This window comes from Rhodoferax sp. (genome assembly GCF_037143375.1).
Classification (GTDB): domain Bacteria; phylum Pseudomonadota; class Gammaproteobacteria; order Burkholderiales; family Burkholderiaceae_C; genus Rhodoferax.
This window is the reverse complement of record NZ_JBAWYV010000096.1, coordinates 1-12,131: the sequence shown is the minus strand read 5'-3', so window position 1 is coordinate 12,131 and position 12,131 is coordinate 1. Positions and strand designations below refer to the sequence as shown.

12 protein-coding genes, 1 other RNA gene and 1 pseudogene are annotated in these 12,131 nt (G+C 59.9%); 7 read left to right on the top strand and 7 right to left on the bottom strand.

What is annotated here, in order from left to right:
- Positions 1-116: 116 nt before the first annotated feature.
- Positions 117-1,013, bottom strand: a complete 897-nt coding sequence (nhaR, locus tag WCG50_RS13455) for a transcriptional activator NhaR (protein ID WP_336900115.1) — start codon at positions 1,011-1,013, stop codon at positions 117-119.
- 140 nt (positions 1,014-1,153) lie between these two features.
- On the opposite strand from nhaR, the gene WCG50_RS13450 reads away from it, so the two are divergent.
- The gene (locus WCG50_RS13450; RefSeq protein WP_336900114.1) at positions 1,154-1,690 is read left to right on the top strand and encodes an Rrf2 family transcriptional regulator; all 537 of its coding nucleotides are present in this window, start codon (positions 1,154-1,156) and stop codon (positions 1,688-1,690) included.
- Positions 1,691-1,869: 179 nt separating this feature from the next.
- Positions 1,870-3,207, top strand: a complete 1,338-nt coding sequence (locus tag WCG50_RS13445) for a hypothetical protein (protein WP_336900113.1) — start codon at positions 1,870-1,872, stop codon at positions 3,205-3,207.
- A 2-nt stretch (positions 3,208-3,209) separates the two neighbouring features.
- Here WCG50_RS13445 and rnpB read toward each other — a convergent pair.
- An RNA gene (rnpB, locus tag WCG50_RS13440) (RNase P RNA component class A) lies at positions 3,210-3,563 on the bottom strand.
- Positions 3,564-3,674: 111 nt separating this feature from the next.
- Between rnpB and cysK the strand changes: the two genes are divergently transcribed.
- Entirely contained in the window at positions 3,675-4,592 is a 918-nt protein-coding gene (gene cysK / locus WCG50_RS13435; protein ID WP_336900112.1) for a cysteine synthase A, read from the top strand.
- 96 nt (positions 4,593-4,688) lie between these two features.
- Positions 4,689-6,386 (top strand): NAD(P)/FAD-dependent oxidoreductase, encoded by a 1,698-nt coding sequence (locus WCG50_RS13430; protein WP_336900111.1) that lies wholly within the window; start codon positions 4,689-4,691, stop codon positions 6,384-6,386.
- Between the two features lie 81 nt (positions 6,387-6,467).
- Here WCG50_RS13430 and WCG50_RS13425 read toward each other — a convergent pair whose 3' ends face one another.
- The 4 genes from WCG50_RS13425 to WCG50_RS13410 form a co-directional block, all read right to left on the bottom strand.
- Complete coding sequence (locus WCG50_RS13425; protein ID WP_336900110.1) at positions 6,468-7,775, bottom strand: ferric reductase-like transmembrane domain-containing protein; 1,308 nt, start codon at positions 7,773-7,775, stop codon at positions 6,468-6,470.
- Between the two features lie 58 nt (positions 7,776-7,833).
- The gene (locus WCG50_RS13420; RefSeq protein ID WP_336900109.1) at positions 7,834-8,244 is read right to left on the bottom strand and encodes a PepSY domain-containing protein; all 411 of its coding nucleotides are present in this window, start codon (positions 8,242-8,244) and stop codon (positions 7,834-7,836) included.
- A 156-nt stretch (positions 8,245-8,400) separates the two neighbouring features.
- Positions 8,401-8,892 carry a diheme cytochrome c gene (locus tag WCG50_RS13415; RefSeq protein ID WP_336900108.1) on the bottom strand — a complete coding sequence of 164 codons (492 nt, stop codon included), beginning with the start codon at positions 8,890-8,892 and terminating at the stop codon, positions 8,401-8,403.
- A 26-nt stretch (positions 8,893-8,918) separates the two neighbouring features.
- Entirely contained in the window at positions 8,919-9,341 is a 423-nt protein-coding gene (locus WCG50_RS13410; protein ID WP_336900107.1) for a DUF1924 domain-containing protein, read from the bottom strand.
- 143 nt (positions 9,342-9,484) lie between these two features.
- Between WCG50_RS13410 and WCG50_RS13405 the strand changes: the two genes are divergently transcribed.
- Genes WCG50_RS13405 through WCG50_RS13395 form a run of 3 tightly spaced genes read left to right on the top strand, consistent with a single transcriptional unit; the run spans position 9,485 to position 11,933 of the window.
- Complete coding sequence (locus WCG50_RS13405) at positions 9,485-9,874, top strand: PepSY domain-containing protein (RefSeq protein WP_336900106.1); 390 nt, start codon at positions 9,485-9,487, stop codon at positions 9,872-9,874.
- Positions 9,874-10,536, top strand: coding sequence for a response regulator transcription factor (locus WCG50_RS13400; RefSeq protein ID WP_336900105.1), 663 nt, complete (start codon positions 9,874-9,876; stop codon positions 10,534-10,536). The genes WCG50_RS13405 and WCG50_RS13400 overlap by 1 nt, the downstream gene beginning before the upstream one ends.
- Positions 10,533-11,933, top strand: a complete 1,401-nt coding sequence (locus tag WCG50_RS13395) for an ATP-binding protein (RefSeq protein ID WP_336900104.1) — start codon at positions 10,533-10,535, stop codon at positions 11,931-11,933. Before WCG50_RS13400 ends, WCG50_RS13395 begins: the two co-directional genes overlap by 4 nt.
- Positions 11,934-11,952: 19 nt before the next feature.
- Here WCG50_RS13395 and WCG50_RS13390 read toward each other — a convergent pair.
- A pseudogene (locus WCG50_RS13390) lies at positions 11,953-12,131 on the bottom strand (threonine transporter RhtB); the annotation flags it as partial.

The following is a 12,131-nucleotide window of genomic DNA, read 5'->3' as shown; positions in this document are numbered from 1 at the left end:
GCGAGCGCCTGAAATTGCAGCTGTTGAGCATGAAACGCATCCGCGTCGGCCGCGTTTCCATGACGCAACTGCAGCCCGGCCAGTGGCGATTCCTGCAGGCGCACGAGCGGTTTTAATCAGGCGCTGAAGAGTTGTTTGCGCGCGGCGTGGGTGATGGCGACCACGCACGGGTGCGTGATGCGTCGCTCAACCGACACGGCAAAAAACTCTTCCACCAGTTCAGGCGCACGCCCAATCATGGCCACGCCAAACTCGCGCGCGGTCTCGACTTCCAGCACCGTTGGCGCCATGAAAATGCCCCGCCCTTCCCGACCAAATGCCTTCATTAGCGCCGCGTCATCAAACTCGCCAATGACCCGGGGCTGAAGGTGGTGGCGCGTCAGCCAGGCTTCCAGCGGCTGACGAATGGACGCCGCTGCGCCAGGAACCAACAAAGGCATGCCATTCAAACACTGCGGAAAAGTGCCTTGCAACTGTGTGTGAAGTTCGGGCGCACAGAAAAAACTCATCGCGGTACTCCCCAGCGGATGGTTGAACGCCTTGACGCTGACGCGGCTCGGCATGGGCTCATCGGCCAGCACCAGGTCCAACCGGTGCAAGGCCAACTGCGCCAGCAAATCTGGAAACTTGCCCTCGCTGCAAATCAGCCGCACCGGCTCGGCCAGAGACAGCGCCGGCTCCAGCAGGCGGTAAACCACCGACTTGGCCACCGAATCTGCCACGCCCACCCGAAATTCGAGCACCTGAGGGCCACCACGCGACAAGCGCACCGCCGCTTCGAGTTCCGCCCCCAAGGTAAAGATCTGCTCGGCATAGCCCATGGCCAGACGCCCTTCCTCGGTCAACTCCAGTTGGCGCCCCCGTTTGCGAAACAACTTGCGGCCCAGCCAGTCTTCCAGCAGCTTGATCTGGCCCGACAAGGTTTGCGGCGTGGTGTGCAATTGCTCGCCCGCCCGCATGACGCCTCCGGCCTTGGCTGTGACCCAAAAGTAATGCAAATGTTTGAAATTCATAAAGATTTCTCCGTGATGAAAGCTTCTATTATTCGCATTTTTCGAAGTTTAATTGTTACAAAAACGAATTTACACGAAGTGATTTGAACTTTATAGTTGACTTCGATTCACACACCGTGAAACTGACAGGAGTAATTACCATGCGATTAAGTACCAAAGGCCGATTTGCCGTGACCGCCATGATTGACGTCGCCCTGCGCGAAAAACTTGGTCCTGTGCCGTTGTCTGACATTGCGGTGCGCCACAACATCTCGCTGTCTTATCTGGAGCAAATGTTCAGCAAATTGCGCCACGACGGTTTGGTGGAAAGCACCCGCGGGCCAGGTGGGGGCTACACGCTGGGCCACCGGGCCGACAGCATCACGGTGGCGGACATCATTGGTGCCGTAGATGGTCGGGCGAGTGCACAAGCTGACGAGTCGCTTCACAAGGACACCCCCGTGACGCAAGACCTGACTCAGGATTTGTGGGATGCCTTGAACTCAAAAATGGTGGATTACATGCAGTCCATCAGTCTGCGTAGCTTGGTGATGGAGCAACTGGCCAAAGGCGTTCGCGTGGAAGCCCCGGTGCCCGTCAACAAGGGCGTTTTCAAGAAACCAAAACCAATGGTGATGAAGACCACCACGCCGAACTCGGTGTTTGCGCTCGGCAAGTCCTTGCTGGCCAGGGGCTAGGGATCGTTTTTTACCGCAGCTTTACGGCGGGGTGTCGCGACCCCTCTGCTGTTCCCTGATAATTCGGTTTTCCGATGCCAAAAAAGTTGAATGCCGCCTTGTGCTGATTTGCTAATTAACAGCGCACAGGCTGCCACCACTTTTCGATCACCGCCTCCACCGTTTATTGGGATCTATTTATGTTTTTGCGCTCTCTCAAGTTATTCATTGCCGCGCTAATTGCCGTTTTATTGGCGGCCTGTGGCGGCGGGGGAAGCGCTGCCCCTGCACCGACCGGTCTGAAGGTCACACCCGGCGAAGGCTATGCCACCGTGACGTGGGACATGGTTCCGGGCGTCGATTACTGGTTGTTTTACGCGCCCACCAGCATTGCCCCGGCTGACAGTTCTGCCACTCAAAAGTGGATTGGTTTGTTGGGTGGCGGGTGGCCGATGAATGTTTCATCACCCTATGTCACGACCGTTGCTCTGGCAAACGGCATCTCCTATTCATTCACGGTCAATGGCAGAACCGATGGCGGTCCGGGCGGACCAGGTGCGACGGCAGTTACGACAACGCCACGGTTGGCGGGCGGCCTGTGGACGACGGGGACGGCGGTGGTGACGACCGCAACACCGCCAACATCTCCAGCGCTGCGCAGCGTTGCCTTCAGCACTTTTTATGTGGCCGCCGGTAACGGTGGGGCGGTATTCACCAGCCCTGATACGGTGACCTGGACGGCGCAGCCTTTAGCAGCAACAGCGGCGTCTGGTCAGAATCTAAACGGCGCGTCTTATTTTGGCAATTACAAGCTGGTCGGTGACGCTGGCATGGTACTGACCAGCCCCGATGCAGTGACGTGGACGGCGCAGACCTCCGCTGCAACGGCGTCAACTAAAAGCCCGAGTGTCATCCCCAGCGACCTGAAAGCAATCGCCAGCAACAACTCAAATTTGAATGTAGCAGTGGGCACGGGGGGCACCATCATCACCAGCTCTGACGGCATCACCTGGACCGCAGCGACCTCTGGCACGAACAATGATTTACTGGCGGTGACTTACAGCGCCTTCAATGTGGGAGCCAATACTGCGGGCACCTGGATTGCCGTCGGCAAGGGTGGCGTCATGGTGCAAAGCGCTGATGGGCTCATCTGGTCGACAGCCAACTCCGGCACGACGGCCGACCTGAGCGGTGTTGCCTACGGCGTATCGTCAGTCACAGCCGCTGGCGTCTTCGTCGAAGTCAGCACCGCTGGCACGGTGTTAAGCAGCGCAAATGGCACATCTTGGTCAACCCAGATATTGCCCGCCACAGTGACGGCCCTGAACGCTATCACCTACGGCACTCAGTTTGTGACCGTAGGCGCTGCTGGCAACATATTCACCAGCACCGATGGCGCAACCTGGACCTTGGCCCAAGCAACATCTTCCAGCGGCGTTGTCAGTGCGCTCAGTGGCTCTGACCTCTACGCCGTCGCTCGCGGCAGCCTGGCCTACGCGGCAGTTGGCGCCTCTGGCACCAACCTGCTGTCAAAATAAAAGTGTGAAGCCCACCGATAAGCCGGATTCTGTGCAACGGCCCTTCCTTGCGGTTGGGCCGAAGTGACTGTCATTAATCTTGGCTGTTAGTCACCCAACAGCTCGGTGCCACCTACCCGCCAACTCTGGGGGCCCCATCAACGTTGGCCTACTTGGTGTTGCTGCGCGTAGAGATTGCCCGTTTCACCCGAACTTAATCGGCTCGTCTCTGTTGCTCTAATCCTCACCTTATATGCCTTGCTTGCGCTTGGCACTTTCAGTGGACAGCCGTTAGCTGCTACGCTGCCCTATGCAGTCCGGACGTTCCTCCAGTGCCTGGTTTCCCAGATTGCACCAGCGACAGTCTGGCGGGCTTCACGGGGGTGATTATCAGGGCTGGAGAAACCATATACCGAAACTGGTCGATGAAGTAGTTGAAAATAACGCTTTTCGCCTCACAAGACCTAATTACCACTCACGGAGCCGCCATGAAAGCCGACAACATCCTGCAAACCATTGGTAACACGCCGCATGTACGCATCAACCGCCTGTTTGGGCCGGGCCATAACGTCTGGATCAAGTCCGAGCGCAGCAACCCCGGTGGCTCCATCAAGGACCGCATTGCACTGGCGATGGTCGAGGCGGCCGAAAAAAGTGGTGAGCTGCAGCCCGGCGCCACCATCATCGAGCCCACCTCCGGCAACACGGGTGTCGGCCTGGCCATGGTCGCGGCCGTCAAGGGCTACAAACTGATTCTGGTGATGCCCGACAGCATGTCGATCGAGCGTCGGCGCTTGATGCTGGCCTACGGCGCCTCGTTTGATCTGACCCCGCGCGAAAAAGGCATGAAAGGCGCTATTGCCCGTGCCTTTGAGTTGTCGCTGGAAACCCCTGGCTCCTGGGTGCCCCAGCAGTTTGACAACCCGGCCAATATTGACGCCCATGTGCGCACCACCGCGCTGGAAATCATCGCTGACTTCCCCAATGGCATTGACGCCCTCATCACCGGTGTGGGCACGGGCGGTCACCTCACGGGTTGCGCACAGGTGCTCAAAGCCAAATGGCCTGCCCTGAAGGTCTTTGCTGTGGAGCCTAGCGGCTCGCCCGTCATTTCGGGCGGCGCACCGGCACCGCACCCGATTCAAGGCATTGGCGCCGGTTTTATCCCGAAGAACCTGAATACCGCCCTGCTTGATGGCGTGATTCAGGTGGACGCTGAACCGGCCCGCGAGATGGCGCGCCGTTGCGCCCGCGAAGAAGGCATTCTGGTGGGCATCTCCTCCGGCGCCACGCTCGCCGCCATTGCCCAAAAACTTCCCGACCTACCCGCTGGCGCCACCGTGCTGGGCTTCAACTACGACACCGGCGAGCGCTATTTGTCGGTTGAAGGCTTTTTGCCTGCCTGATTCCGCCCCGTCATTGCGTGTGCAATGACGCCTCATTCCGTTAAACGGAATCACGCCACACTTGCTCGATAACTACGAGCCCTTGACGTTACTTTCATGATCCGCCTCACCGAACTCAAACTCCCGCTCGACCATGCCCTTGATGCCTTGCCGCAGCTGATCGCCAGAACCCTGGGCATTGCGGTGACCGACATCGCCCGGCACACCGTTTTTAAACACAGTTTTGACGCCCGCAAGGCGGCCTTGATTCAGGTTTACATCGTCGACGTTGAAGTAGCCCCCGCGCTGGAAGCGGCCTTGCTCACACAGTTTACCGGCCACCTCCACATCTTTGCCACACCGGACATGGCCTACCACCCGGTCGGCGTAGCCCCGGCGAATCTGTCGCTGCGCCCGGTGGTGGTGGGTTTTGGACCGTGTGGCATTTTTGCCGCGCTGGTGCTGGCGCAAATGGGTTTCAAACCCATCGTGCTGGAGCGCGGCAAGAAGGTGCGCGAACGCACGCAAGACACCTGGGGCCTGTGGCGCAAGCATGTGCTCAACCCCGAATCCAATGTGCAGTTTGGCGAAGGCGGTGCCGGCACCTTCAGCGATGGCAAGCTTTACAGCCAAATCAAGGACCCACGTTTTCTGGGTCGCAAGGTGATGAACGAGTTTGTCAAAGCCGGTGCGCCGCCCGAAATTCTGGTCGATGCCCACCCGCACATCGGCACGTTCAAGCTGGTCAAGGTGGTGGAGAACCTGCGCGAACAAATCATCGCGCTCGGTGGCGAGATTCGGTTTCAGCAGCGCGTGACCGATGTGCTGATTGAAGGCGCTTTGGATGAACGTCAGGTGCGCGGCCTGACCGTGCTGGACCAAGCCACCGGTCAATCCTACGAACTGGCCGCCGATCAGGTCATCCTGGCGCTGGGCCACAGTTCTCGCGACACCTGCACCATGCTGTACCAGCGCGGTGTGGCGATGGAGGCCAAACCGTTTTCAATTGGTTTTCGCATTGAGCACCCGCAAAGCGTGATTGACCGCGCCCGCTGGGGTCGCCATGCAGGTCACCCCTTGCTTGGCGCGGCCGACTACAAACTGGTGCACCACGCAAACAATGGCCGCTCGGTCTACAGCTTTTGCATGTGCCCCGGCGGCACGGTGGTGGCCGCCACCTCCGAGCCCGGCCGGGTGGTTACCAATGGCATGAGCCAATACTCGCGCAACGAGCGCAACGCCAACGCCGGCATTGTGGTCGGGATAGACCCGAGCGACTACCCGACGGATGAAGCGGCTTTTCATGCCACCTTGGGCGAACACGTTTCGCCCCAAACCGCGCCCGGCACCACGCACCATCCGCTGGCGGGTATCGTGCTGCAACGCCAACTGGAATCGAACGCCTATGTGATGGGCGGCTCCGACTACAACGCCCCGGGCCAACTGGTAGGCGACTTTATTAGCGGCAAGGATTCCACCCAACTTGGTGGCGTGGAGCCGTCCTACAAACCCGGCGTCACGCTGGGCAACTTGCACGCCGCGCTGCCGGGCTACGCCATTGCCGCCATGCGTGAAGCGCTGGCCGCTTTTGCCAGCAAGATCAAGGGCTTTGACATGCCGGATGCGGTGTTGACCGGGGTTGAAACCCGCACCTCGTCACCCTTGAAAATCCCGCGGGGTGACAATTTTCAGAGCACCAACACGCGGGGCTTGTACCCGGCAGGCGAAGGCGCCAGTTATGCGGGCGGCATTTTGTCTGCGGGCGTCGATGGCATCAAGGTCGCGGAAACGGTGGCGCGGAGTTTGCTGGGCTGAGTGGGCGCCGCATTTTTAAGCCAAATCAGTCTCTAGCCCCCGTGTTACCTGCGCAAGCAGCTATTCTTTTAATAGCGAAATTTAACGCATCTCGAAGGCTTCCTGGTGAAAGCGGGGATTCCAGCCCAGGGCTTGAATGCCTCTGCGCAGCGCACCCGCCAAACCAGCAGGACCGCAGAACCAGATTTCCGCGTTCTTAGAGACCGCCAACGACTCTGCCGTCAGGGTCGCGCCCTGACGTGCGCCGTGGATCTGCAGCCGGATGCCAGGCAATGCCGCACACAAGGCTTCCAGGCGCGGCACAAAGGCATCGTTGGCCTGATCCCGGGTGCAGTAATGCAGGTCGGCCGTGAGGTCTTTTTGCGGGGCGGACTGCAAAGACTCCAGCCAGGCCAGGAAGGGCGTGACCCCAATGCCACCGGCGATCCAGATCTGTTGCGCCCGGGGGTTGCAGCGGGCAATATCAAAGCGACCGTAAGGCCCTTCCACACGCACCTTTTGCCCCGCTTGCAGGGACTGGGCCAGACTCTTGGTGTAGTCGCCCAGCGCCTTGATCTGGAAGCTGATGGTCTTGTCGCCCTGGTCGGCACTGGCGATGGTGAAGGGATGTGCGCCCTCTTTGTCATTCAAGGTCACGAAGGCGAACTGTCCGGGGCGGTGTCCATGCCAACCTTGGTCCAGGCGACAGCGCACGGTGGTCACGTCTGCCGCAGGGTGCTCCACCGCGATGATTTCGCCCGTTGCTTCCCGTGACTTGCCGATGCTGTTAAGGAGTGAGCGGACCGCGCCATAGACGCCCACCCCGAGCAGCAGCGCCAGCAGTACGCCAGCGGGCTGCGCCCAATAAGCCGTTGGCGAAAGCATGGCCGTGTGAAAAGCCAGCATCAGGTAAAACACCGGCATGGCGCGGTGCAGGATGCGCCAGCTCCGGTAGGGAAATTTCTTCCAGAGCGTGATGACCAGCATCGCCAACACGGCGTAAATGGCCCATTCACCCATGTCTTTTCCCAGGTCACGCAAGACTTCAAGCAGTCCGACAAATTTTTCCTTGGGGAAACGGTTTTCACGGCCCAGCATTGATTTGAGAATGTCGCCCGACCACTCAATCAGCCAGTGCATCGCGGCAAAGGCCACCGCCAGAATGCCGGCCCATTTGTGGGTGCGGTAGATGCGGTCCATGCCCCCCAGGGGCGCCTCCAGCCAAACCGGCCGGGTGGCCAGCAACATCACCAGCGACATCATGGCAATGGAGAGCAAGCCGCTGAGGTAAAGCCCTTCCTGACGGGCGATCCACAGCGGATTTACACCCGCGGGCGCGACGGTGTTGATGACGTCCCAGCCCCACACAAAGGTGACCAAGGCGAACAGGCAGGCGAGTAGGGTTTTCATGGGAGTCGCTCGAATAAGTTAAACATGGCGCAATCAGGCCGGGGACAGGCGGGCAAGCTCACTTGCCAGCAGGCGTGGGGGTGATCGGTTTCGGAGGAAGATCGTCGCGGCAGCGGCGCTGGTTGCAGTCGGCCGAATTTTGTCGGCGCCCGTCAGTGCCGTCGGCCTGCGTGCCCTTGTAGCGTTCGCCTGTGATCTCGCCGGTTTGCGGATTGAGGTAAAGCTTGGTCCGCTCGCCATGGCGATCTGTAGCGCGCACTTCGTAGCCGCCACGTTCACGTTCAATTTTTTCAACATCGCGAAATCCTGCGGCGACCAGCTTGTCATGGATCTGCGGAATGGACAACCACGGGCGCTCACTCACCGGGCCGGAGCGGTTTTCAGCGGCCACCGCAGAAGTGCTGAGCGCGGTCGCGCCAGCGATGGCACAGCCCAGGGTAAGGGATGTCAAAAGTGTGGAGAGTTTCATGATGTAAACCTTGGTTGATTCGGGTTGTGGGTGCCACGCCTAACGGGGCGTTTCATTCCGTTTCCAGATCGATAGGAGATGAGGCGCGAAGCCGCAGACAGTGCTTTAGCACGGCAAGGCGAAGCAACGACATATCGTCTTGATCTGGTAACGGAATCATTCGTTGTAATAGCCAAGGTCAGCCGCGGTATGGCAGGCCATGCAGTTGGCCTTGCTGCGCACATCCTTGTGCTTCCATTCCCAGTCAGGCACTTTGCGATGCTCTTTGGTCCAGTTGGGCAATTCAGTGATGCGCAGGGGTGCATTTGTGGTTGACACGCCGCTCAACAGCTTGCCGCTGTAGCGAGCGCCACCGGTATCGGCCGCATTGGCGGTGAGGTAGGCGGTGATCTGTTTGGCGACGGTGGCGTCAATGCTGGCGTCATCGCCAAAATGATTTTTCAGGTCGCCCATCATGCGGGTCCAGGAACTGGCGGGCAGCATCGAAGGGGCAAATACCAGGTGGCAGCTTCCGCATTCTTCCTTGACCACCGGGTTGGTGACCGGCGCATAGTAGTTGCCACTGCCCGCCTGGACACGACCCAGCACCAGGGCCGAGAAACCTAGAACGAGCAGGCCGAGGGCGAGAGGACGGAAGGGAATATTCATGAGGGGCTCCTTGGTCTGTTGGTTGTTTATTGGCTGAGCATGAAGCTCAACCAGTCGCCTTTTTCTTTCGCGCTGCATTCGCGCCCCAGCACTTCGGTGCAGTTGCGTTTGAACCACTTCTCGACTTTGGCGGGATCGGTGTAACGCGTAGGGGTGGCGGACACCGCGACCGGGTCAATCGCCTTGCCTAACAAACTGCGCCCTGCTGCACGCGTATCGTTGCCGTGGCAGGTGGTGCAAGAAGGTGTGTCGGCCTTGCCGCTTGTAAAAATCTGGGTGTGCAGGGTCTTGCCCCGTGCGGCGGAGAAGCCGGCAAATGCCGGATCGGCTGCCTTGGCGGCACTGGCATAGGTGGTGAGCTGGTCCTCGCGTGGGCCGGCGATGCTGGCGCCGGACAAGGACAGGGCCAGGGTGGCGGCAAGCAGGGTGGTGATCAGATTTCTACGCATTGGGATTCCTCATTTGTGGGGGTATGAGGGGTACTATGCGCTGAGGTATCTGAATGGAAGGTGAATCCGCCGTTCATGTGGCGTTCATGTTCACGGCGCTATAACGTGTGCTTCTCAATGCCTGAAAACCGGGGTCTTTCGCCATGCAAAACAGATTCTCAAACCGGCTATGGCGCGTGCTGTGGCCGTTGCTGTGTGCCGTATTGCTCCTCGGCGGCAGCGGTCTGAGCCGGGCGGATGACGACCACGACCGCGCCCGCAAAGCGCTGGAGGCGGGTGAAATTTTGTCGCTGAGCACCATCCTTGAACGTGTTAATCGTGATTACCCCGGTCAGGTCTTCGATGTTGAACTGGAGCGTGATATTCAGAGTGGCGTTGAGCACTGGGTCTACAAGGTCAAGCTCTTGCGCACCGGGGGCTCACTGGTCAAACTCAAAGTAAATGCCCGCGATGGCACCCTGATCAGCAGCAAAGGCGAACAGAATGGCGACAAAGTACACCCAAAAAATCAACCCAAAGGGGACGGACGCTGATGCGCATACTGATTGTTGAAGACGAACCGACCTTGCTGGCCCAGTTGGCGGGCGGGGTTCGCGGCGCAGACTATGTCGTAGATGTCGCGGACAACGGCGTGGATGCCCACTACATGGGAGACACCGAGCCCTACGACGCCGTGATCCTCGACCTGGGTCTGCCCAGGATGGACGGCATCACAGTGCTGCGCAAATGGCGCGCCTCGGGGCGCAACATGCCGGTACTAATCCTCACCGCTCGGGATGGCTGGCATGAAAAAGTAGCCGGCATCGACGCCGGCGCCGACGACTACCTGACCAAACCCTTCCACATGGAAGAATTGCTGGCACGATTGCGCGGACTGATCCGACGCGCTGGCGGCCACGCCAGCGCTGAGATGGTGTGCGGTCCCTTGACACTGGATACCCGCAACAGCCGCGCCACGGTAGCCGGTCAGGCCCTCACCCTCACCAGTCACGAATACCGCGTGCTGGACTACCTGATGCACCACCGTGACGAAGTGGTTTCTCGCAGCGTGCTGGTCGAGCATATCTACGCACAAAACTTCGACCGGGACTCCAACACCGTCGAGGTCTTCATCGGCCGACTGCGCAAGAAGCTCCCCCCCGGATTGATCGAAACCGTGCGCGGTTTGGGTTACCGCCTGGTCGCACCCCCATGAAATGGTCGAGCCTGCGCCACTCGCTGCGCCTTCGCCTGTTGGCCGGCACCTTGTTTTGGATTGCGGCTTCAGTTCTGGTGGCTGGCTTGGGTCTGGGCAGCCTGTTTCGCCAGCATGTATCCGCCCAGTTTCACGCTGAACTGACGAGCCACCTTGATCAGCTAACGGCTCAGTTTGTGCTGGATGAGCAGGGACGACCACAACTCACACTGGCCTTGAGCGACCCCCGGTTGACCCGGCCCTATTCCGGCTACTACTGGCAGATCGACCGGGTTGGCGACGCGAAGGTCGGCGTTTCGGCCGCAGCTGGCTTATTGCGCTCACGGTCGCTTTGGGACCATGTGCTGGCAGCGCCCCCGGACACGATGGTCAACGCAGGCATTCATCCTCAGCGCGTCATGGGGCCCCAAGGCAAGATGCTCGGCATGGTGGATCGCACAGTCAGCATCAATGAAAATGCCAATGGTCAGACGCAAACCTTCCGCCTGATCACCGCTGCTGACGAGAGCTTCATGACCGAGCCCGTGGCCAAATTCAGCGGAATCCTATGGCTGGCCCTTGGGGTACTGGCGGCCGGACTGAGTGTGGCGGCGCTGGTGCAGGTCTTCATCGGCTTGGCGCCCTTGCGCACGTTGCGCACCGCGCTGGGCAAGGTACGCAGTGCCGAAACGCAGCGACTCGAAGGCACCTTTCCGCTTGAAATCAGGCCCTTGATTGAGGACTTCAACACCGTACTGACCCAAAACGCCGACATCGTAGCGCGGGCCCGCACCCACGCCGGTAATCTGGCCCATGCGCTGAAGACGCCATTGAGCGTACTGGCCAATGCGGCCCAGGAAAAGAATGCCGCGCCCTCTGAACTCGCCCGTTTGGTCATTGATCAGGTCGGTGTTGCACGCCAACAGGTGGACTACCACCTCGCTCGCGCACAGGCTGCCGCCACGAGTCGCATGCCCGGAGCCAAGACCCCCCTGCAACCCGTGGTCCAGGGATTGGCGCGCGCCATGCGACGCATTCATGCCGAACGAGCGGTAGAACTGGCCGTGCAGCCCTTTGACGACTCACTGAGTTTTAGGGGCGAAGCGCAGGACTTGCAGGAAATGCTCGGCAATCTGCTTGATAACGCCTACAAATGGGCGGCACGGAACGTGGAACTGCACGCGCTGCGCCAAGAGGCGACTTTAACCATCACGATTGACGACGACGGCCCCGGAGTGGCCGCCGAACAGCGCGATGCCGTCATGCGTCGGGGCGTTCGTGCAGATGAACAAGTGCCGGGGTCGGGACTGGGGCTGGCCATCGTGGACGATCTGGCACGCCTGTACGGCGGACAAGTAGAACTGGCTGATTCGCCATCGGGTGGCTTGCGGGTGGTGCTGACGCTGCCCGCCATTTAAGGCCAGCAGCGAAGCGCCTTTAAGCTGCGCGTTTGAACAGCGCCAGCAGCGATCCGGCCACCACAAAAAGACTGCCAAAGGTGCGGTTCATGGCGCGGATATGGGACGGCGATTTCAAAGCGCCCAACACCCGGGAGGCCAGTGCGGTGTAGCCCGCCATCACCACCAAGTCGGTAAAACCGAGGGTCGCAGCAATGA